The sequence below is a fragment of the Rhizobium pantanalense genome, from assembly GCF_030182525.1.
In the GTDB taxonomy this organism is placed as follows: Bacteria; Pseudomonadota; Alphaproteobacteria; order Rhizobiales; family Rhizobiaceae; genus Rhizobium.
In genome coordinates, this window is sequence record NZ_JAQJCH010000001.1 from 115,725 (window position 1) to 137,364 (window position 21,640).

Sequence of the window (21,640 nt, forward strand, 5' to 3'; positions counted from 1 at the left end):
TTCACGCAATTCTGGACGAAAAACCGCTGCGCACTTTCCTGGAATTGCTCTAATCCTTGCGATCCGGACCGTAGCCTGCCAGGAAGACGCGGACGGCGCCGCGCACGACATAGTCGATCTCTTCCTTCGATGGCGGCTGCTCCATGTCGCCAAAGAGCCGCAGCTTGAAATAGCCGCCGCTGGCCATTTCCAGGAAGTGCCGTGCCGCCATGTCAAAGTCGTCGATCTTGAGATGGCCGGCGGCAACCTGCCGCTCGAGGAAGCCGCGCAGCACCGTGCGCAGATTTTCCGGACCGGTGAAGAAGCGTTGACAGAGCGAGGGCATGCGTTCGCGCACGCCGATGACCGTGCGCATGGCGCTGATGGTCTTATCCGAGGTGACGTGGGTGACGAAGACGATACCGAAATCATAAAGCGAGGTGGTGACATCCGCTTCGTCTGAAAGAGCATTGCGCACAAGGTTGACGAAATGGGTGCGCTCGCTCTCCATCATGGCGGCGAACAGATCTTCCTTGTTGGCGAAATAGACGTAGAGAGTGCCCTTAGAAACGCCCGCTTCGCGGGTGACATCGTTCATGCTCGCCGCATCGAAGCCCATTTTCATAAAGACACGCTTGGCGCCTTCGAGAATCTGATGACGCTTGGCAGGGTCCTCGCCGGCTGCCCAGCGTCCACCGGAGCCCGGCGCAGGCGCGTTCAATACGGCGGCATTTTGGGATTCGTGTTTCATCGGCTCTTTCACTGTCTCCTTTGCGCGATACTCGATCACTTTTTCTGAATCTTAAACAGATTCGCGAAATAAATCGAACCGCTCAGTTCGATATCTCTTGATATGGCGTGAGAAAGGCTTTATGTCAATTGAACCGAACCGTTCGGTTCGATTATTTTGCCAGATTTTCGGTGGTAGGGAAATGTCGTCAAGTCATGGAAACAATGTAGCGCGTATCGTGAACGAGCCCGCTGATGCAGAAGTAGAGGCCCGGGAAACCGGTGCGCCTGCCGAGGCTCCAGCGGCCGAAACGCGCGGCAACCCTGCCCCCGCCCAGGCTGCGCCCACTGCTCCGGCCCCTGCGGCCCCACCGCCGCCAGAGAAGAAGCGGCGCAGCCTGGCCCTCCCGATCATTGTCGTCATCGCTCTCGCAGCCGGCGGCTGGTACGGCTATGACTGGTGGACGAACGGCCGCTTCATGGTCTCCACCGATGATGCCTATATCGGCGGCGATATCGCCACGATCTCGCCGAAGGTAACGGGCTATGTGGCCAAGGTAAACGTCGTGGCCAACCAGCAGGTCAAGGCCGGCGACGTGCTCGCAACGCTCGACGACGGCGACTACAAGCTTGCGCTCGGCCAGGCTCAGGCCTCGCTCGATACCGAACAGCTTTCGCTCCATACCATCGATGCACAAATCGCTGCCGGCCAGGCAGCCCTTGCCCAGTCGCAGGCGCAGAAGGTTGCCCTGGAAGCCACGGTCCGCGGCGCCCAGATTACTCAGACGCGCGCTGCGGAACTGCAATCGAAGTCGGTCGGCACCACGGCTGCTTTGGATAGCGCCAATATCGCGCTTGATCAGGCCAAGGCCAATCTGGTCGGCGGCGACGCCGCCATCGCATCCGCACAGGCTAACATCAACCTGCTGCAGGCCCAGCGCCGTCAGGCCGAAAGCACGATCAAGGGTCTCGAAGCCGCGCGCGACAAGGCTGCCCGCGACCTTTCCTTCACCGTGCTGAAGGCACCTTATGACGGTATCGTCGGCAATCGCTCGGTCCAGGAAGGCGATCTCGTCTCTCCCGGCCAGAAGCTGATGGCGATCGTGCCGATCCGCCAGCTCTATATCGACGCGAACTTCAAGGAAACGCAGATCCAGCACCTGGTTCCTGGTTCCAAGGTCAACGTTCACGTCGATGCCTATAGCGACCATCCGATCGTCGGCACAGTAGAATCGATCTCGCCGGCCTCCGGCTCGGTCTTCTCGCTGCTGCCTCCGGAAAATGCGACGGGTAACTTCACCAAGATCATCCAGCGCGTGCCTGTCCGCATCGCATTGCCGCAGGATGCGCTCAATACCGGCCGTCTGCGCGCAGGCCTCAGCGTCGTTGTCGACGTCGATACCCGCACGGCGCCGGACAAGTAAGCGATCAAGCTCGGGAGAGACGAAATGTCGTCCGCCAGCACTACAGCCGGATCGCCCCCACGTGCGGCCGGCCCAGCCGCGCCTGCGGCTGACCATATCGAGCCGAGAAAGCTCATCGCCTTCCTGGCGATGGTGCTCGGCATGTTCATGTCGATCCTCGACATTCAGATCGTCTCGGCTTCGCTCAGCGAAATCCAGGCCGGTCTCAGCGCCGGCTCGGATGAAATCGGCTGGGTGCAGACCGCCTATCTGATCGCCGAAGTCATCATGATTCCGCTGTCGGGAACGCTGGCGCGCATCATTTCGACGCGCTATCTCTTCGCGATCTCCGCCGCCGGCTTCACCATATCGAGCGCGCTTGCCGCGACCGCCACCAACATCGACCAGATGATCATCTACCGCGCCCTGCAGGGCTTCATCGGCGGCGGTATGATCCCCTCGGTATTCGCGGCGGCCTTCACCATCTTCCCGCCGTCCAAGCGCAACGTCGTCTCGCCGATCATCGGCCTCATCGCCACGCTTGCGCCGACGATCGGCCCGACCGTCGGCGGTTATCTGTCCAACGCCTTCTCCTGGCACTGGCTGTTCCTGGTCAACATTCCGCCCGGCATCGTCGTTGCCATCGTCACCTGGAATTTCATCGACTTCGACAAGCCCGAATTGTCGCTGATGAAGAAGTTCGACTGGTGGGGTCTGATTTCGATGGGTGTTTTCCTCGGTGCGCTGGAATATGTGCTTGAGGAAGGCAACACGAACGACTGGTTCAACGACAATTATATCGTTGCAGGTGCCATTGCGTCCGCCATCGGTGCCGTGATTTTCTTCTACCGCGCCTTCACGGTCGAATTCCCCGTGGTCGATCTCAGGGCCTTCACGAACAAGAATTTCTCCTTCGGGTCGATGTTCTCCTTCGTCATGGGCATCGGCCTCTATGGCCTGACCTATATTTACCCGCTCTATCTCGCGCGCATTCGTGGCTACGATTCGCTGCAGATCGGCGAGACGATGTTTGTTTCCGGCCTCACCATGTTCTTCACGGCGCCGCTGGCCGGCTTCCTGTCGAGCAAGGTCGACCTGCGCATCCTGATGATCATCGGCTTCACCAGCTTCTCGGCCGGCACCTACATCATGATGCATCTGACGGTGGACTGGGATTTCTGGGAGCTGCTCATCCCGCAGATTCTGCGCGGTTTCGGTCTGATGCTCTGCATGGTGCCGATCAACAATATCGCGCTCGGAACCATGCCGCCCGCCCGCATGCGCGGTGCGTCCGGCCTGTTCAATCTGACGCGTAACCTTGGCGGTGCCGTCGGCCTCGCAATCATCAACACGCTTTTGACGAACAGGCAGGACCAGCATTATTTCAACCTGCGCGACCATATCCATTGGGGCAATCAGGTGGCTGTCGATCAGCTGAACAACATGGCTGCCAGCTTCAATGCCGCCGGACTGAACGGCGATCAGGCTGCGCTCCGGCAGATGGTCAACATGGCGACGCAGCAGGCTGTCGTCATGTCCTTCGGGGATATTTTCCTGATGCTGACCGTGCTGTTCCTGGCGATGATCCTCGGCGTTCTGATGCTCAGCAAGCCGAATGCCGCAGGCGGTGGCGGCGGAGGCCACTGATCCGACTCTCAAAGAATGCTCCCAAGACATGGCCCCTCCTTGCGAGGGGCCTTTTTTATTTGGGTCTTGATCGGAAAATCCCGGGCTTCGAAATTTTTGATTTACGTACATCAAAAATCGCAGTAAGGATTTCGGCAGGAGGAGCCCATGAGACCGACTGTGCATGACATTGCCGCCGCCGCGGGCGTCAGCCTTGCCACCGTGGACCGCGTCTTGAACCAGCGGCCGGGTGTGCGGCTGGTGACGCGGGAAAAGGTGGAGGCCGCGATCCGGCAGATCGGCTATATCCGCGATGTCGCCGCCGCCAATCTCGCCAAGGGCCGCGTCTATCCTCTCGTTTTCATCGTGCCGACGGGGGACAATTCCTTCATGCACGGGCTGCGATTCGAGGTGCATCAGGCAACCTTGCGGGCCAGCATAGAGCGCACGGACATCCGCATCGTCGAGGTGCCGCCGTTCGATGTGCCGGCGCTGGTCGCGGCGCTGGACGCCTTGCAGGGGCAGGATATCGCGGGCATCGCCCTAGTGGCGACCGATGCGCCGGGGGTCAGGGCCGCCGTCGACCGTCTCGTGACGGAACGTATTCCCGTCGTTACACTGGTCTCGGATCTCACTGATTCCCGCAGACATCACTATGCCGGCATCGACAATATTGCCGCTGGACGCACGGCCGCCCGGCTACTCGGGCGGTTCCTTGGTGGTCGCGAAGGTGATTTGACGGTGCTCGCCGGCTCGATGCTGGTGCGCGATCATCGCGAGCGCCTGCAGGGCTTTTCCGCCGTGATGGCCGAGGAGTTTCCCAAACTGCGGCTGCTGCCCGTGCTGGAAGGACGCGACGATCCTGAGCGGACGAAAACGCTCGTTTCCAAGACGCTCTCCGACAACAAGAATATTATCGGCATCTACAGCCTCGGTGCTGGCAACCGTGGTCTGATTGCGGCCCTGAAAGCCGTGCGGCCCGAGCGTGAGCTGACAGTGGTCGTGCATGAGCTGACGCAGCATACCCGCGCGGCGCTGTTGGACGGCACGGTCGATGCTGTCCTCAATCAGGATGCCGGCCATGAAGTCCGCAGCGCCATCCGCGTGATGAAGGCGACCGCCGACGGTCAGGCCGTCATCGCCGACCAGGAGCGCATACGCCTCGACATTTTCTTGAAGGATAATCTGCCCTGAGTATTCGAACGCGGCAGAGCATAGGGAGTAACATCTGATGTATTTGGGTCTCGATCTCGGAACCTCCGGCGTCAAAGCGATGCTGATCGACGGCAATCAGAAGATCATCGGCTCCGCCAATGGCGGGCTTGACGTCTCGCGCCCGCATCCCGGTTGGTCCGAGCAGGATCCGGCCCACTGGATCCGCGCGACCGAAGAGGCTGTTGCCGGGCTGAAGGCTGCGCATCCGAAGGAGCTGGGGGCCGTGCGCGGCATCGGCCTTTCCGGCCAGATGCATGGTGCGACGCTGCTCGATGCCGACGACAAGGTGCTGCGTCCCTGCATTCTCTGGAACGATACCCGCAGCTATCAGGAGGCTGCCGCGCTCGATGCTAACACACGTTTCCGGGCGCTGACCGGCAACATCGTCTTCCCCGGCTTCACCGCACCGAAGCTTGCATGGGTTGCCACGCACGAACCGGAGATCTTCGCCAAAATACGCTGGGTGCTGCTGCCGAAGGACTATCTGCGGCTTTGGCTGACGGGCGAGCACATGTCGGAAATGTCCGACTCGGCCGGCACGTCCTGGCTCGATACCGGCAAACGCAAATGGTCTTCCGAACTGCTGGCGGCCACCAATCTCGATGAGAAGCAGATGCCGACGCTGGTCGAGGGCACCGAAGTTGCCGGCAAGCTGCGCGGCGAACTGGCTTCGAAATGGGGTATTGGCGGCGATGTCGTCGTTGCAGGCGGGGCAGGGGACAATGCGGCCTCGGCCTGCGGCATGGGTACTGTCAGCCATGGTGCGGCCTTCGTTTCGCTGGGGACGTCTGGCGTTCTCTTTGCGGCCAATGGTTCCTATCTGCCGAAGCCGGAAAGTGCCGTTCACGCCTTCTGCCACGCGCTACCAAACACCTGGCATCAGATGGGCGTCATCCTCTCGGCAACCGATGCGCTGAACTGGCATTCGCATGTGACGGGCAAATCTGCCGCTGAACTCACCACCGAGCTTGGCGAGACGCTGAAGGCGCCGACCAACGTCACCTTCCTGCCCTATCTCTCGGGCGAGCGCACGCCCCACAACGACGCGACGATCCGCGGTGCCTTTATCGGTCTTGGTCATGAAAGCGGCCGCGCCGTGCTGACGCAAGCCGTGCTCGAAGGCGTGTCCTTCGCCATCCGCGACAATCTGGAAGCGCTGCGTTCCGCCGGCACGGATATTGCGCGCGTAACGGCCATCGGTGGCGGCTCGCGTTCGCGCTACTGGCTGGCCTCCATCGCCACGGCACTCGGCGTACCGGTCGACCTGCCGGCGGACGGAGATTTCGGTGCCGCTTTCGGTGCCGCACGCCTCGGCCTGATTGCCGCCACCGGCGCCGATCCGGTCGCCGTCTGCACCCCGCCGCAGACCGCCGGCACGATCGATCCCGTGGCGTCGCTGACGGATGCTTATGCGGATGCCTACAAGCGTTATCGGGCGGTTTATCCGGCGATCAAGCCGTTGAGTATAGTTTGAGATCAACCCCTCACCCTAGCCCTCTCCCCGAGGGGAGAGGGGACGGCGGAGCTTACAGCGGTCACCCATACCTTCTCCCTTCGGAGAGAAGGTGGCCCGAAGGGTCGGATGAGGGGGGCATCAAAGTGGCAAAACAATACCGAGCTACCAACCCAAGGAGATAAGACATGAGCACCGGATTTTTTGATGACATCAGCAAAGTAAAATACGAAGGTCCGGACAGCACCAATCCGCTGGCCTTCCGCTATTACAACAAGGACGAAGTCGTCGCCGGCAAGCGCATGGAAGACCATCTGCGTTTCGCCGTCGCCTACTGGCACACCTTCACCTGGCCGGGCGGCGATCCCTTCGGCGGCCAGACCTTCCTTCGCCCCTGGTTCAACGAGACGATGCAAGCCGCCAAGCTGAAGGCCGACGTCGCCTTCGAATTCTTCACGCTGCTCGGCGCTCCATATTACTGCTTCCACGATGCCGACGTGCGTCCGGAAGGCAAGAATTTCGCCGAGAACACCAAGAACCTCAATGAGATCGTCGATTACTTCGCCAAGAAGCAGGCCGATACCGGCGTAAAGCTGCTCTGGGGCACGGCGAACCTCTTCTCCAACCGTCGCTTCATGTCGGGTGCTGCGACCAATCCGGATCCGGATGTCTTCGCTTTCTCGGCTGCGACCGTGAAGACCTGCCTCGACGCCACCCATAAGCTCGGCGGCGAAAACTACGTTCTCTGGGGTGGCCGCGAAGGCTATGAGACGCTGCTCAACACCGACCTGAAGCGTGAGCTGGATCAGTTGGGCCGCTTCCTCAATCTCGTTGTCGAGTACAAGCACAAGATCGGCTTCAAGGGCACGATCCTGATCGAGCCGAAGCCGCAGGAGCCGACCAAGCATCAGTATGACTACGACGTCGCCACTGTCTACGGCTTCCTCAAGAAATATGGCCTGGAAAACGAGGTGAAGGTCAATATCGAGCAAGGTCATGCGATCCTTGCCGGTCATTCCTTCGAGCACGAACTGGCGCTTGCAAATGCGCTCGGCATCTTCGGTTCGATCGACATGAACCGCAACGATTATCAGTCCGGCTGGGATACCGACCAGTTCCCGAACAACGTTCCGGAAATGACGCTGGCCTATTACCAGGTGCTGGCAGGCGGCGGCTTCAAGACCGGCGGCACGAACTTCGACGCGAAGCTGCGTCGTCAGTCGCTCGACCCGGAAGATCTGCTCATCGGTCACATCGGCGGCATGGATTGCTGCGCTCGCGGCTTGAAGGCGGCAGCCAAGATGATCGAGGACAAGGCACTCTCCAAGCCACTCGCCGACCGTTACGCCGGCTGGGATTCGGCCGAGGGCCAGAAGCTGCTGCGCGGCGAATATTCGCTCGACCAGATCGCTCAGTGGGTCGAGACCAAGGACGTCAATCCGCAGCCGAAGTCCGGCAAGCAGGAACTGCTGGAAAACATCGTCAATCGTTACGTTTGATCGACAGCTTCGGGAGGCGGTGGTTCACCGCCTCTCGGACTATCGTCGGAGGCGTGCGGGAGCCCCGACCGAGTTCCGCACGATCAAATCCGGCCGCAGCAGGATCTCCGTCTCGGCTGCCTCACCATCCGAAAGCAGTTCCAGCAGAAGCGCCATCGCATGCTTGCCGATGGCGGTGCGCGGCTGCCTGATCGTGGTCAGCGACGGCGTCATGAAGACGGCTTGCGGCACGTCGTCGAAGCCGGTTACCGAAAAATCCTCGGGGATATCATAGCCGCGTGCCTTCAGGCCGATCATCACGCCGATCGCGGTCTGGTCGTTGACGCACATGAAGGCTGTCGGCAGGGTATCGCGCATGAAGAGCTGCTCGACGGCGAGCCGCCCGCTTTCGATGGTGCCGTCGCCTTCCAGCACGATGCGCAGGTCCTGCCCGACGCCGGCCGCATCCAACCCGGCTTCATAACCCATGCGCCGTCGGCTGTAGGCGAGGCGTGTGCGGGAATCGCCGACGAATGCAATCTTGCGATGACCCTCGGTAATCAGGAGGTCGATGGCCTTGCGCGCGCCTGCGATATCGTCGACGCCGACATAGGGAATGCCGCCGTTGAAGACCGGCTCGAAAACGCCGACGCTCGGCGGCAACCGCGCCGTCATCGTCTGATGTCCGAAGGGCAGGATGCCGGTGAACAGGATCAATCCGGCCGCCTGGTTGGAGTTCAGAAACTTCAGATATTCGAGCCCGCGCTGGGCATCGTTCTGCGTGTGGCCGATGAGGATACCGTAGCCATGCGAACGCGCCTCATTCTCCAGGCCGATGAGAATATTGGAGAAATTGGGATCGCCGATATCGGGGGCGACGACGAGAATCATATTCGAGCGGCCGAGCCTGAGGCTGCGCGCCATGGCGTTGGTGGTATAGCCGGTGATAGCGATCGCCTGATTAACTTTCAGCCGCGTCGAATTGGCGACTTTCTCCGGCATATGGATTGCCCGCGAAACCGTTGCTATCGAAACATTGGCAATTCGGGCGACGTCTTCGATAGTTGCGGGCGTGGAATTCGACACTGCGCTCTGCCTTGGGTCTCGTCTGGGGCTGGAGACTACACAGACTTCGATGGAGGTCAAAGGTGACCGCGAAAATTTATGCGATATCCAATGATGTAAACCTTTACACAGTTTATGTAAAGGTTTACACAGCATGGAAAGCGGGTGAGACCGCAGGGAGGATGCAATGAGTTCGGAAGCCGTCGACGGTACGGTCGTGCTGTCTGCGAGAGGGATATCGAAATCCTTCAACGGCGTGCAGGTGCTGTTCAGCGTCAACTTCGATCTTCGGGCCGGCGAGATCCATGCGCTCATGGGCGAAAACGGCGCCGGCAAGTCGACGTTGGTCAAGGTTCTTTCCGGTTTCGAACAGCCGACCTCCGGCGAAATCCTCTTGGATGGCAAGCCGGTAAAGCTGCCGCCGAACGGTGCGGCCGAGGCGCTCGGCATTGTCATCATCCACCAGGAATTTAATCTTGCGGAGCATCTGACCGTCACCGAGAGCCTGTTTCTCGGTCGCGAAGTCACCCGCCTAGGCGTGCTCGATCGCAAGTATATGCGTGCCGAAACGCGGCGCGTGCTCGACCTTCTCGGCTCGCATGTCGACGAGAACGCCATCATCAGTACGCTCTCCATCGCCGATAAGCAGATGGTGGAAATCGCCAAGGCGATCAGTCGCGATGCGCGCATCGTCTTCATGGACGAGCCGACCGCCGTTTTGTCGCGCGAGGAGACCAATTTCCTGTTCAAGCAGGTGCGTAAGCTGCGCGATCAGGGAACGAGCTTCGTCTTCGTATCCCACAAGCTCGATGAGGTCATGGAACTGACGGACCGGGTCACGGTGCTGCGCGACGGCCAATGGGTGAAGACATCGCCGACCTCGCTGCTAGACGGCGAATCGATCGCTCAGCTGATGGTCGGGCGCGAGCTATCGAGCCTTTATCCGGCCAAGAACGAACCCGATGTTGACGAGAAGGTGGTGCTCAGCGTTGCCTCGGTTTCGACCGGCTATGTCCAGGATGCAAGCTTCGAGCTGCGCAAGGGCGAGATATTTGGCTTCTCCGGCATGATCGGCTCGGGCCGCACCGAATTGATGGAGGCGATCGTCGGTCTGCGGGCGCGTACATCCGGCGAGGTCGTTGCCAACGGCCATACCGTGCCCCCGCATGACGTGCATGCGGCCATCGACGCCGGGCTTGCCTATATGACCAAGGACCGCAAATCGAAGGGCTTGCTTCTGAATTCGGGCATGGTCGTCAATCTGACTCTGCAGTCGCTCGACCGGCACGGCAAGTTCGGCTATCTGAGCGCCTCCAGCGAGGCCGATGCGCTGGCGAGGGCGCGCCGTCGTTTCGACATCAGGGTGAGGGATGGAAATATCGTTGCCGGCCGCATGTCCGGCGGCAACCAGCAGAAGCTGCTGCTGGCGAAGGTCATGGAAACCGAGCCGCAGATCATCATCATCGACGAGCCGACGCGGGGTATCGACGTCGGCACCAAGCAGCAGATCTATCATTTCATTTCGGCGCTGGCGCGCGACGGTCATTCGATCATCGTCATCTCCTCGGAAATGCCCGAGGTTATCGGGCTTTGCACGCGGATCGCGGTCATGCGCGAAGGCCGGATCGTCGGCGTGCTCGAAGGCGAAGAGATCACCGAGCAGGAAATCATGCGTTATGCGGCGGGCCTGAAGAAAAAGACGGCTGCCTGAAAGGGCGGCGGAGAGCAGGGCGAATTCCCAGCAGTCATGGGACGGGAGGTTGGTTTTGGTTATGAGCGTGGGTGAAGACAGCAGCGGTAAGGCCGGCCGGCGAGGGCGTTCCTGGCGGGATGTCGATCTTAGGGCGGTTGCGCCATTTGCGGCGCTGGTGCTGCTTCTGATCGTGGGCGCATTGGTCAACCCGAACTTCATCGGCATTACCAATCTCACCAATGTCGCGACGAGATGCGCCTTCATTGCCATTATCGCCGTTGGGGCGACCTTCGTCATTTCGGCCGGTGATCTCGATCTTTCCGTGGGCGCGATGGTCGCCTTTGTTGCGAGCCTGATGATCCTTTTCATGAATTCGGGCGTCATTGCCGATCCCTCTATAATGCTGGCGGCCGCCGTCTTGTTTTCGATCGTTGCCGGCCTGCTGTGCGGCCTTGCCAATGGTCTGATTACGACCATGGGCAAGATCGAGCCGTTCATCGCGACGCTCGGCACCATGGGCGTCTATCGCGGCTTGACGACCTGGCTCTCGCAGGGCGGTGCCATCACCTTGCGACCGGCGGATATTCAGGCGCTCTACAAGCCTGCTTATTATGGCACCGTGCTTGGTGTGCCGGTGCCGATCGTGGTCATCCTCGTCGTCACCGGCGTTGCGGCCTTCATACTCTACCGCACCCGCTATGGGCGGCATGTGATTGCGGTCGGCTCGAACCGTGATGTTGCCCGCTATTCCGGCGTGGCGGTCAATCGCGTGCGAACCATCGCCTTCATCATCCAGGGCTTTTGCGTTGCCATCGCCGTGCTTCTCTATGTGCCGCGACTCGGTTCCACATCGGCGACGACGGGCAGCCTGTGGGAATTGCAGGCGATCACCGCCGTCGTCGTCGGCGGCACGGCGCTGAAGGGCGGCGCGGGCAGGGTATGGGGCACGATCTGCGGCGCCTTCATCCTCGAGCTCGTCGGCAATATCATGCTGCTTTCCAATTTCATCAGCGAGTATCTGCTGAGCGCCATCCAGGGCGCGATCATCATCATCGCCATGCTGGTTCAGCGCTCGCTTGCTCGCAAATAGCGAATAACCGGGTCAGGGGGCGCCCGGTCATCAGGAGAAGGCCCTGTTTCTTTGTGGGAGGATAAAATGCGAAAAAGACTCATAGGCCTGGCCGTCGTGATGGCGGCTCTCGCCGGCACGGTGCATGCCGCGGACAAGAAGGTGACGATCGGCGTTTCCATTCCGGCCGCCGACCATGGCTGGACCTCGGGCGTGGTGTTCCATGCCGAGCGCGTCGCCAAGCTCTTGATGGCGGAGCATCCGGGACTTAACGTCATCGTCAAGACATCGCCTGACGCGGCGAGCCAGGCAAACGCCGTGCAGGACCTCGAGACTCAGGGTATCGATGCGCTTGTGATCCTGCCGTCGGATCCGGATCCGCTCGTCAACGCCATCAAGGAAGTCAAGGACAAGGGCAAGTTCGTGGCGCTGGTCGACCGTGCTCCGAGCAACAACGACAATTCCGTCCGTGACCTCTATGTCGCCGGCAACAATCCGGCGCTCGGCCAGGTCGCGGGTGAATATATCAAGGCCAATACGCCGGATGCCCAGGTTGTCATCATCCGCGGCCTGCCGATCCCGATCGATCAGCAGCGCCAGGACGGTTTCGACAAGGGCATCGCCGGCTCGAACGTCAAGGTTCTCGACCGCCAGTACGGCAACTGGAACCGTGACGATGCCTTCAAGGTCATGCAGGATTATCTGACCAAGTTCCCGAAGATCGATGTGGTTTGGTGTCAGGATGACGACATGGCTGTCGGCGTACTGCAGGCAATCGAGCAGGCCAAGCGCACCGATATCAAGTATATCGTCGCCGGCGCCGGCTCGAAGGACATGATCAAGAAGGTCATGGATGGCGACAAGCTGATCCCGGTCGACGTGCTATATCCGCCGGCAATGGTCGGCACCGCCATGGAGCTGACGGCTGCCAACTTCTACGATCAGGTTCCGGTGCGCGGCAACTACATCCTGGATGCGACGCTCGTCACCAAGGACAATGCCAAGGACTTCTACTTCCCCGATTCGCCGTTCTGATCGGCTTTTCGGTTGATCTTTCAGGGCGCCCGTCGGTTTCGGCGGGCGTTTTTTAAGTGTTCCATCAGCCCTCGTTCTGTGGCGGATGGAAATTTTGCGGCACGTACCTCTTGCCGTCTGCGGCGTGCCGTGATTAGGTCGCAAGGCATTCGACTTTCAGCCCGACGACCCTATAGTTTTTGGAGGCTGCGGCACCTCAGCCGCCTCGGATATGGGTCCGAAAGGCATCGGAAACGTTTACAGAACGCGATTAGGGAGGAAATACAGATGAAGACGATCAAGGGACCGGGCCTGTTTCTCGGCCAGTTCGCCGGCGATGCGGCACCGTTCAATTCGTGGGATTCGATCACGAAATGGGCTGCCGATGCCGGCTATATCGGCGTGCAGGTTCCGACCTGGGCAAGCCAGCTCATCGACCTGAAGAAGGCGGCTTCCTCCAAGGATTATTGCGACGAATTCGCCGGTGTCGCCCGCGCCAACGGCGTCGAGGTCACAGAGCTTTCCACTCACCTCCAGGGCCAGCTCGTCGCCGTGCACCCGGCCTATGACGAAGCCTTTGACGGTTTTGCCGCTCCGGAAGTAAGGGGCAATCCGAAGGCTCGGCAGGAATGGGCGGTCGAGCAGGTGAAGATGGCGCTAACGGCGTCGAAGCATCTCGGCATCAAGGCGCATGCGACCTTCTCCGGTGCGCTTGCCTGGCCCTTCATCTATCCCTGGCCGCAGCGCCCGGCCGGCCTTGTCGAGACCGCTTTCGAAGAGCTTGCCCGCCGCTGGACTCCGATCCTCAACCATGCCGACGAAAACGGCGTCGACGTTTGCTACGAGATCCATCCGGGCGAAGACCTGCATGACGGCATCACCTTCGAGATGTTCCTGGAGCGCGTGAAGAACCATCCGCGCGCCAACATGCTCTACGATCCCTCGCACTACGTCCTGCAATGCCTCGATTATCTCGAGAACATCGACATCTACAAGGACCGCATCAAGATGTTCCACGTCAAGGATGCCGAGTTCAACCCGACCGGGCGCCAGGGTGTTTATGGCGGCTACCAGGGCTGGGTCGAGCGCGCCGGCCGCTTCCGTTCGCTCGGCGACGGTCAGGTCGATTTCGGTGCCGTCTTCTCGAAGATGACCGCCAATAATTTCGACGGCTGGGCCGTGGTCGAATGGGAATGCGCGCTGAAGCATCCCGAAGACGGCGCTCGCGAAGGCTCCGAATTCGTCAAGGCGCACATCATCCGCGTCACGGAAAAGGCCTTCGACGACTTCGCCGGCAGCGGCACGGACCAGGCGGCGAACCGGCGCATGCTGGGGCTATCATAATTTCCTTCTCCCAAGCGGAGAGAGAATGCTGCCCAGGCCGCCCTCGTCCTTCGAGGCTTCACTCCTTCGCAGAGCTCAGGAGGCTCCGCACCTCAGGATGAGGGCGGAGCGGACTCTCGCGAAACTCCACAAGAGCTATCTTTGGCATCGCTAGGTGGAAGGGTGTGGTGTGGCGCTGGCGTTAGTGGATCAGCCTCACCCTGAGGTGGCCTGCAAGGCCCGCGAAGGGCGAGGCGGGTGGCTTGGAACGACAGGCACCCAAAATGCGAATTCCATTCATTCAGGAGGACAAAATGGCAATCGAAGGATCATCGGAACAGACGCGGGAGCCGCGCATCCGGCTTGGCATGGTGGGCGGTGGCGCCGGCGCATTCATCGGCGCAGTGCATCGCATTGCGGCACGTATTGACGACCAGTTCGATCTCGTCGCCGGCGCGCTCTCGTCTTCGCCGGACAAGGCTCAAGCGTCCGGCCGCGATCTCGGCCTCGATCCCTCGCGCACCTATTCCAGCTATCGTGACATGGCGATCCGCGAAGCCAAGCTGAAGAACGGCATCGAAGCGGTTTCGATCGTCACGCCGAATCATGTGCATTATGACGCTGCCAAGGAATTCCTGCGCCGCGGCATCCATGTCATCTGCGACAAGCCGCTGACCTCCAATCTTGCCGATGCCAAGAAGCTGAAGAAGGTGGCAGATGAAAGCGGCGCGCTCTTCATTCTCACGCATAATTACACCGGCTATCCGATGATCCGCCAGGCGCGCGAGATGATCGCCAATGGCGAGCTTGGTGATATCCGCGTTGTGCAGGCGGAATATCCGCAGGATTGGCTGACGGAAAATATCGAGCAGTCTGGCCAGAAGCAGGCGGCCTGGCGTACTGACCCGGCCCAGTCGGGCGTCGGCGGCTCCACCGGCGATATCGGCACGCATGCCTATAATCTCGCTTCCTTCGTGACCGGCCTCGAGCTGGACAGCCTGGCCGCCGATCTCGACAGCTTTGTCGAAGGGCGTCGCCTCGATGATAATGGCCATGTGCTGCTACGCTTCAAGGCGAAGGGCAAGGAAAAGCCGGCAAAGGGCATGCTCTGGTGCAGCCAGGTGGCGCCGGGTCATGAGAATGGCCTGAAGCTCCGCGTCTATGGCACCAAGGGCGGCATCGAGTGGACGCAGGCCGATCCGAATTATCTGTGGTACACGCCGTTTGGCGAGCCGAAGCGGCTGATCACCCGCAACGGTGCCGGCTCCGGTGCCGCAGCGGCGCGCGTCTCGCGCATCCCATCGGGTCATCCGGAAGGCTATCTGGAAGCTTTCGCGACGATCTACACCGAGGCTGCGCGTGCCATCAACGCCCGCAAGAAGGGTGTGGCCGTCGATCCTGCCGTGATCTACCCGACTGTCGATGACGGCGTGAAGGGCGTGGCTTTCGTCGAGGCTTGCGTCGCGTCCTCGAAGCGCAACGGAGCCTGGGTCAAGCTCTAGTCTTTGCTGAGGCTCGAGGCGGCGAACCGCCTCGAGCCTGCTTGATCAGGCAGTAGCTTGCTGCTCGCGCTTGGTCAGCGCATCGACGCTCAGCGGGCCACCGCCGGTACTGGCGAGAAACAGGAAGATGAAGCAGAAGAGGATGGCAGATGTGCCGCCGTTCTGGGCGGGATAGAAGCTCTGCGGCGCATGACGCAGGAAATAGGCGAAGGCCATCAAACCTGAGAGAATGAACGAAGCAATCCGCGTCTTGAAGCCGATCAGGGCGAGGAAGCCGAGAGTGAGTTCGAGCAGGCCGGCGATCCAGGACAGCGATCCGACAGCGGGCACATTTTCGGCCGCCGGGAAATGCAGCACCTTCTGCGTTCCATAGCTGAAGAGCACGAGCGAGGCGACGATGCGCAGCAGGCTCAGAAGATGAGGGTGGAGGGCGTGGATCGCAGGAAGCATTCGTATCCTTTCACTGTCAAGTTTGGATGCTACCCTCAATTGATCCCAAACCGAAAGACAAGTCACGACTGTTGACATTGCTGTTATCAAGCCGTGCGAAGAGTGTTGCTGCTGCCGGTGAAATTTTTTCAGGCGCCTTTCGCCGGTCGGATTTATCGGCGCCTGCAACGTTGCAGTTTTCCGGTGCCGGCACTGTACTTTGTCATGCCGCTTGGTTAAACCGCAGCCAACGAAGCCATAACAGACGGGATTTTCACCATGATCGATCCGAAGCTTCTTGCCGATCGCTTCCCCGGCGATTTCACGTTCGGTGTTGCCACCGCCGCCTTCCAGATCGAGGGTGCCACCAAGGCCGACGGCCGCAAGCCATCCATCTGGGATGCTTTCGCCAACATGCCGGGCCGGGTCTATCAGCGCAATAATGGCGACGTTGCCTGCGACCACTATAACCGTCTGGAGCAGGATCTCGATCTCATCAAGGACATGGGCGTCGAGGCCTATCGCTTCTCGATCGCCTGGCCGCGCATCATTCCCGAGGGCACCGGCCCGGTGAACGAAGCCGGTCTCGATTTCTACGATCGCCTAGTCGATGGCTGCAAGGCGCGCGGCATCAAGACTTTCGCGACCCTCTACCATTGGGACCTGCCGTTGGCGCTTGCCGGCGATGGCGGCTGGACGGCCCGCTCGACGGCTCATGCCTTCCAGCGCTACGCCAAGACCGTCATGGCCCGTCTCGGCGACCGGCTGGATTCTGTCGCCACCTTCAACGAGCCCTGGTGCATCGTCTGGCTGAGCCACCTCTATGGCATTCATGCGCCGGGCGAACGCAACATGCAGGCGGCGCTCTATGCCATGCATTATATGAACCTTGCCCACGGTCTCGGCGTCGAGGCAATCCGCTCCGTCGCGCCGAAAGTGCCGGTCGGCATCGTGTTGAACGCCGCTTCGATCCTGCCGGGCTCGGGTCGCCCGGAAGATGCCGCCGCTGTCGAACGCGCGCATCAGTTCCACAATGGCGCTTTCTTCGATCCGATCTTTAAGGGCGAATATCCAAAGGAATTCATCGAGGCGTTCGGCGAGCGCATGCCTGTCATCGAGGATGGTGATCTCAAGACCATCAACCAGAAGCTCGATTGGTGGGGGCTGAACTATTATATGCCGATGCGCGTCTCCGACGACGCCTCTAAGAGCGGCGATTTCCCCTGGACAAAGGAAGCGCCGCCGGTCGGCGACGTAAAGACCGATATCGGTTGGGAGGTCTATTCGCCGGGCCTGAAGCATGTCGTCGAAGATCTCAACAGGCGCTACGACCTGCCGGAGTGCTACATCACCGAAAACGGTGCCTGCTACAATATGGGCGTCGTCAACGGCGAGGTCGATGACCAGCCGCGCCTCGATTATTATATCGAGCATCTCGGTGTCGTCGCCGATCTCATCAAGGATGGCTATCCGATGCGCGGCTACTTCGCCTGGAGCCTGATGGACAATTTCGAATGGGCGGAGGGCTATCGCATGCGCTTCGGCCTCGTGCATGTCGATTATGAGACTCAGGTGCGCACGATCAAGAAGAGCGGCAAGTGGTACAGGGAGCTTGCCTCGCAGTTTCCTAAGGGCAACCACAAGGCTGATTGATGCGAGGGGTGGCTATCGCTCGAATCGGCGGGGCTTGATAGACCTTGAGCATGATCCAGCGGCCGATTTCCCTTTATGCACTTTGTGGCAGCCAGCGACAGGCCTCGAGCAGCCGCCGGCTGCTGGAGGCGCTGCAGCTCGCCTGCCCGGAAGGCATCACCATTGCGATTTGCGATGTGATCGGCGATCTGCCGATCTTCAATCCGGATAATGAGGGTGAGCGAACACCAGCCGTCGTCGAGAGATTTGCGGCCGAGATACGCAAGGCGGACGGTTTGATCGTGTCGTGCCCGGAATATGCCCATGGCATACCCGGCGGTTTCAAGAACGCGCTGGACTGGCTGGTGTCGCGCGACGAGGTGCCGTTCAAGCCGCTGATGTTTGCTCATGCCTCACATCGCGGCGATCTCGTACTGGCACAGCTCACGGATGTCTTGCAGACCATGTCGCTGCATATTGTGGAGGACGCTTTCTTGCGTCTGCCGGTTGCGGGCAAGAGTGATGAGGCACAGGCGGTGATGCTGCTGGAAGCGCGCGAAAGCGGCCTTTTATCCGCGAATCTCAGTCGTTTCGCCCAAGCGATCGCGAGCAGGCCGTGAATTCTTTCGTCTTCGGCAAACTTGCAACCCCTTCCTGTAGGAATCTCCAATTCGCCTTAACCGTTTATTGAAGACCTGACGTCAGACTTCTCCGTCAAGGAGAAAAGGTGTTGGGAGCAATTTTCAAGTCACCGCGGAAAAATGCGCAGATCGGTCGTCATTCCATCGTGACGGCCGTTTTGATTTGCTTCGCATTGATCGTTGCCGTCGTGACCTTGATGGTTCTTACCGCGATCGGCCGCGTCGCCGATTATTCCAACAAGCTGGATGACGAGCGCTCCTGGGAAACGACCGTCGGTGCATTGAAGACGTTTCAGGGACAACTGGAAGCGACGCTGCATGACCATTCCGCCCGCAACGATGCGGCACGAAACGTCTATGGGACTGATAATCAAGGCTGGATCGTCGGCAATTACGGCGACATTTCCTCCAACGGTGCGCTGTTCGATACTGCCGTCATCGTTGATGACAACAACAAGCCGATCGTCGCTTACCACGATGGCCAGCCATTGACCGAGAATATTGAGGATGTCCTCGGTGCGGCCGTCTGGGCGCTCGTCGATCAGGCGCGAACAACGCGTGTGACGGGGGTGCCGGAAGCTTCGGGCTACATCATGACCAGAGATGGTATCGCCGCCGCCGGGGCCGCGACGATCCGCGAAAGATCCGGTCGCATTCCGGTGCCGGAAGGTCATCGGCGCTATCTGATCCTCGTCCGCTACCTTGACGCCGATCGGATCAAGATGCTCGCCAACACCTACGTCATCAGCGGCTTGACGCTGGTGCCGCCGGATACAGTTGCCCGATATGCCGTCTCCATCGTCGATCCACTCGGCAAGTCGCTGGGACGGCTGGTGTGGAGCTCGCGCCAGCCGGGGGACATGAGCTATCAGCAAGTCCGCCCATTGGTGCTCGGCGCACTTGGTCTGGTGGGTCTGTTCTTCGTCGTGCTGCTGATCTTGGGCTCGCTGGCGGGGCGCCGGCTGCGGGCGGAGGAAGTTCAGGCACGTCAAGTCTCGCTGCGCGACCGGCTGAGCGGGCTTCTCAATCGTGAGGGATTGCGGCTCGATGTGGATCGTCTGGTCGATCGGGCGCGCTCCGACGGCACCAATGTCCTGCTTCTCTACCTCGATCTCGATGGCTTCAAGGAAATCAACGACGCCTACGGGCATGGTACCGGCGATCAGCTCATCCGCGCGGTAGCCGCTGGGCTCAAGGTTCTCGTGCCACCGCAGGCGGCCTTGGCGCGCCTTGGAGGTGATGAATTCGCCATCGCCTTCCCGACGAAGGAGCTTAATGACGCCCCAGCTTTGCGGTTGGCTGAGCAGATCCTAGATTTCCTTGCCGAGCCTCTGGAGATCGGTCGCCGGGTGGTCGTGGTCGGCGCCAGCATCGGCATCGCGAGCTCGCCTGAGGGCCGTATCGATCGTGAGGAATTGGTGCGACGCGCCGATCTTGCCATGTACAAGGCCAAGGAAGCCGGCCGCGCCCGCATGACCTGCTACGAGACAGCCATGGATGCGCATCGCGAGGAGCGCAATGCGCTGGAGCTCGATCTGCGTCGCGCGATCGAGATGGAGGAACTGACGCTCGCCTACCAGCCGCTGGTCGATGCATCGAGCTGCGAGATGATCGGCGTCGAAGCGCTGGTGCGGTGGAACCGTCCCGGCCACGGGCCAATTTCGCCGGAGGCCTTCATTCCCATTGCCGAAACCAGCGGCCTGATCGAGGCATTGGGCCTGCTTGTCCTGCGTAAGGCCTGCGAGGCGGCAAGGCACTGGCCGGATCTGCGTGTTGCCGTCAACGTTTCGCCGGGCCAGTTCCGCAATCCCGCCTTTGCCGATTATGTCCGCAGCGTGCTCAACAGTACCGAAATCGAAGCTGAGCGGGTGACGCTGGAAATCACCGAAGGCTATATCATTCAAAATCCCGAGCGCACCCGCCAGTCGATCGAGCGGTTGAAGAGGCTCGGCGTCAAGGTGGCGCTCGACGATTTCGGCTCCGGTTTCTCCTCCATCGGCTATCTGCGTCAGTTCGGTTTTGACCGCATCAAGATCGATCGCTCGCTGACGATGAATGTGCTGGAAGACAACCGCGCCCGCGAAATGGTGAAGGCGACCGTGGCGCTGGCGCGTTCGCTCGATATTCCCGTTACAGCCGAAGGCATCGAATCCGAGGCGCAGGGAAGGGCACTGGAAGACTTCGGCTGCGACGAGCTACAGGGCTACTTCTACGGCAAGCCAATGCCGGACGCCGAGATCAGCAAGCGGCTTGTGGTGCAGATGGCAACCGCGCTGGACGAAGAGCACGCCGCCGCCTGATACGTCCGGAGCATTCGTGCATTCCCGGGGGAAGTCGCACCACAGTTTTCCGAAAATGCTTTAGCCGATATGCTCGTGGCCACGCTTGCGGGCAAGCGCGATCTGCCGCTGCCTTTCGCGATAGCGCTCGCGGTCTTCTTCAGTGCGTTCGTGGTAGCAGTGGCTGCAGGAAACACCGGCCTCGTAAAAGGGTGAAGTCACTTCCTCTGATGTAATGGGGTTGCGGCAGGCGTGGCAGAGCTTGTGATCGCCCTCCTTCAGGCCATGTTCGACCGAGACGCGCTCGTCAAAGACGAAGCAGGCGCCTTCCCAAAGGCTTTCTTCCGCCGGCACTTCCTCCAGATATTTCAGGATGCCGCCTTTAAGGTGATAGACCTCGTCGAAGCCCTGCTGCTTCATGAAAGCGGTCGCCTTCTCACAGCGGATGCCGCCGGTGCAGTACATGGCGATCTTCGGCTTGTTGTGCAGGCCGGTATTGTCGCGCACCCAGTCGGGAAACTCGCGGAAGGTCTTGGTCTTCGGGTCGACCGCGCCCTTGAAAAGGCCGATGGCGGTCTCATAGTCGTTGCGGGTGTCGATGACGATGGTGTCCGGATCTGAGATCAGCGCATTCCAGTCCTTCGGCGCGACATAAGTGCCGACGACCTTGGTCGGGTCGATATCTTCGACACCCATGGTGACGATCTCTTTCTTGAGCTTCACCTTCATGCGCACGAACGGCATTTTCGACGCGCGGCTTTCCTTGTGCTCGAGGCCGGCAAATTCCGGCTGGGCGCGCAGGAAGGCGAGCACGGCGCCGATAGCGGCATCCGTGCCGGCGATCGTGCCGTTGATTCCTTCATGGGCCAGCAGCAGCGTGCCCTTGACGCCCTTTTCCTCGCAGAGCGCAAGCAGAGGCTCGCGCAGGCTTTCGAAGCGCGGAAAGGAAACAAAATGATAGAGCGCGGCAACGAGGAATGCGCCAGTCGCGTCGCGCCGTGGATCTGAAAGCATGTCGGTCATGCCGGTGAAATACAATTTTGCGGGCTTTCAGGCAATCGGGATTTACGCCGCAGCCTGTGCCTTCGCCATTCTGCCCGATCGGTGTCA

General features: G+C 60.5%; 17 protein-coding genes. 13 read left to right on the forward strand and 4 right to left on the reverse strand.

Annotated features, from left to right (window positions below; all coding sequences use genetic code 11):
• Positions 1-49: 49 nt before the first annotated feature.
• Positions 50-730 (reverse strand): TetR/AcrR family transcriptional regulator, encoded by a 681-nt coding sequence (locus PH558_RS00600; RefSeq protein WP_069616002.1) that lies wholly within the window; start codon positions 728-730, stop codon positions 50-52.
• Positions 731-911: 181 nt separating this feature from the next.
• Between PH558_RS00600 and PH558_RS00605 the strand changes: the two genes are divergently transcribed.
• From PH558_RS00605 to xylA, 5 genes are all read left to right on the forward strand, one after another.
• Positions 912-2,132 carry an HlyD family secretion protein gene (locus tag PH558_RS00605; RefSeq protein WP_285201595.1) on the forward strand — a complete coding sequence of 407 codons (1,221 nt, stop codon included), beginning with the start codon at positions 912-914 and terminating at the stop codon, positions 2,130-2,132.
• A gap of 24 nt (positions 2,133-2,156) precedes the next feature.
• Positions 2,157-3,758: a DHA2 family efflux MFS transporter permease subunit gene (locus PH558_RS00610; protein WP_285201602.1), complete on the forward strand. Its 1,602-nt coding sequence runs from the start codon at positions 2,157-2,159 to the stop codon at positions 3,756-3,758.
• Between the two features lie 147 nt (positions 3,759-3,905).
• Positions 3,906-4,931 carry a LacI family DNA-binding transcriptional regulator gene (locus PH558_RS00615; RefSeq protein WP_285201604.1) on the forward strand — a complete coding sequence of 342 codons (1,026 nt, stop codon included), beginning with the start codon at positions 3,906-3,908 and terminating at the stop codon, positions 4,929-4,931.
• A gap of 37 nt (positions 4,932-4,968) precedes the next feature.
• Positions 4,969-6,426 carry a xylulokinase gene (xylB, locus tag PH558_RS00620; protein ID WP_113408325.1) on the forward strand — a complete coding sequence of 486 codons (1,458 nt, stop codon included), beginning with the start codon at positions 4,969-4,971 and terminating at the stop codon, positions 6,424-6,426.
• 167 nt (positions 6,427-6,593) lie between these two features.
• A complete protein-coding gene (gene xylA, locus PH558_RS00625; protein ID WP_285201607.1) occupies positions 6,594-7,904 on the forward strand; it encodes a xylose isomerase in 1,311 nt (436 codons plus the stop codon).
• Between the two features lie 39 nt (positions 7,905-7,943).
• On the opposite strand, the gene PH558_RS00630 is transcribed toward xylA, so the two are convergent.
• Positions 7,944-8,969, reverse strand: a complete 1,026-nt coding sequence (locus PH558_RS00630; RefSeq protein WP_285201609.1) for a LacI family DNA-binding transcriptional regulator — start codon at positions 8,967-8,969, stop codon at positions 7,944-7,946.
• 166 nt (positions 8,970-9,135) lie between these two features.
• Between PH558_RS00630 and PH558_RS00635 the strand changes: the two genes are divergently transcribed.
• The 5 genes from PH558_RS00635 (at position 9,136) to PH558_RS00655 (ending at position 15,549) form a co-directional block, all read left to right on the forward strand.
• Positions 9,136-10,659 carry a sugar ABC transporter ATP-binding protein gene (locus PH558_RS00635; RefSeq protein WP_285201614.1) on the forward strand — a complete coding sequence of 508 codons (1,524 nt, stop codon included), beginning with the start codon at positions 9,136-9,138 and terminating at the stop codon, positions 10,657-10,659.
• 61 nt (positions 10,660-10,720) lie between these two features.
• Positions 10,721-11,731, forward strand: coding sequence for an ABC transporter permease (locus tag PH558_RS00640; RefSeq protein ID WP_113408322.1), 1,011 nt, complete (start codon positions 10,721-10,723; stop codon positions 11,729-11,731).
• A gap of 66 nt (positions 11,732-11,797) precedes the next feature.
• Positions 11,798-12,745: a substrate-binding domain-containing protein gene (locus PH558_RS00645; RefSeq protein WP_095435857.1), complete on the forward strand. Its 948-nt coding sequence runs from the start codon at positions 11,798-11,800 to the stop codon at positions 12,743-12,745.
• Between the two features lie 267 nt (positions 12,746-13,012).
• Complete coding sequence (locus PH558_RS00650; protein ID WP_069616013.1) at positions 13,013-14,068, forward strand: sugar phosphate isomerase/epimerase family protein; 1,056 nt, start codon at positions 13,013-13,015, stop codon at positions 14,066-14,068.
• Positions 14,069-14,361: 293 nt separating this feature from the next.
• Positions 14,362-15,549 carry a Gfo/Idh/MocA family protein gene (locus tag PH558_RS00655; protein ID WP_285201627.1) on the forward strand — a complete coding sequence of 396 codons (1,188 nt, stop codon included), beginning with the start codon at positions 14,362-14,364 and terminating at the stop codon, positions 15,547-15,549.
• A 45-nt stretch (positions 15,550-15,594) separates the two neighbouring features.
• Here the strand turns inward: PH558_RS00655 and PH558_RS00660 are convergent, their stop codons facing one another.
• The gene (locus tag PH558_RS00660) at positions 15,595-15,999 is read right to left on the reverse strand and encodes a DoxX family protein (RefSeq protein ID WP_285201630.1); all 405 of its coding nucleotides are present in this window, start codon (positions 15,997-15,999) and stop codon (positions 15,595-15,597) included.
• A gap of 258 nt (positions 16,000-16,257) precedes the next feature.
• On the opposite strand from PH558_RS00660, the gene PH558_RS00665 reads away from it, so the two are divergent.
• The 3 genes from PH558_RS00665 to PH558_RS00675 all read left to right on the forward strand — a co-directional run bounded on the left by PH558_RS00665 (position 16,258) and on the right by PH558_RS00675 (position 20,551).
• A complete protein-coding gene (locus tag PH558_RS00665) occupies positions 16,258-17,631 on the forward strand; it encodes a GH1 family beta-glucosidase (RefSeq protein ID WP_285201639.1) in 1,374 nt (457 codons plus the stop codon).
• 50 nt (positions 17,632-17,681) lie between these two features.
• Complete coding sequence (locus PH558_RS00670) at positions 17,682-18,230, forward strand: NADPH-dependent FMN reductase (RefSeq protein WP_285202713.1); 549 nt, start codon at positions 17,682-17,684, stop codon at positions 18,228-18,230.
• A 110-nt stretch (positions 18,231-18,340) separates the two neighbouring features.
• On the forward strand, positions 18,341-20,551 hold the full coding sequence (locus PH558_RS00675) for a putative bifunctional diguanylate cyclase/phosphodiesterase (protein WP_285202714.1): 2,211 nt from the start codon (positions 18,341-18,343) through the stop codon (positions 20,549-20,551).
• Between the two features lie 60 nt (positions 20,552-20,611).
• Here PH558_RS00675 and trhO read toward each other — a convergent pair whose 3' ends face one another.
• Positions 20,612-21,553: an oxygen-dependent tRNA uridine(34) hydroxylase TrhO gene (trhO, locus tag PH558_RS00680; protein ID WP_095436361.1), complete on the reverse strand. Its 942-nt coding sequence runs from the start codon at positions 21,551-21,553 to the stop codon at positions 20,612-20,614.
• Positions 21,554-21,640 lie beyond the last annotated feature (87 nt).